The 607-nt window shown below is 37.7% G+C and carries 1 protein-coding gene; it reads left to right on the top strand.

Annotated elements, in window-relative coordinates:
• Positions 1-84 precede the first annotated feature (84 nt).
• Positions 85-607: DUF4145 domain-containing protein (locus A6E03_RS20380; protein ID WP_065600475.1), on the top strand; the 523-nt coding region annotated here is incomplete at its 3' end.

The following is a 607-nucleotide window of genomic DNA, read 5'->3' as shown; positions in this document are numbered from 1 at the left end:
AGTGGTAAATTTGGGCTTAATCTGCATAGTAGCAAACGTGTTATGCAGGCGTTATATGCAAAATTTAAATAATAAGGAGTAAAAATGAAGTGTCCTCATTGTTCAGTTGATATTCACCCGAAAAGTAATACATATCGTGTGGGAGATGATATAGATGGAAACTGGGCTATTAAATCTAACGAATGTTCTGCATGCAATAAATTATTTTTAGAATTGATTTCAGCAACATCGATAGCTCCACAACAATTTGGTGGTTACCATATCCATGAAGAAAAAAGTCGCCAAATTGTTTACCCTGCACGAATGAGTAGGCCTGAACCAAGTGTGATGGTTCCATCTAAATATAGAAGTGATTTTATTGAAGCTTGTTTGATCGTTGGGATTAGTCCTAAAGCCAGTGCAGCCTTAAGTCGTAGATGTCTTCAAGCTCTCCTGAGAGATAATGCAGATATAAAAAAAGGAAGCTTAGAGAGGGAGATTCAACAGGTAATCGATAGCAATCAACTCCCTAGTTATATTTCTCAAGCCATTGACTCAATAAGGAATATAGGTAATTTTGCCGCTCATCCTCTTAAATGTACAGCAACAGCAGGGCGAGATCGCGAAC

This window comes from Aliivibrio sp. 1S128 (assembly GCF_001691065.1).
Taxonomy (GTDB): Bacteria; Pseudomonadota; Gammaproteobacteria; order Enterobacterales; family Vibrionaceae; genus Aliivibrio.
Note: the sequence above shows the minus strand (reverse complement) of the source record. Positions and strands in the feature narration are given on the sequence as shown.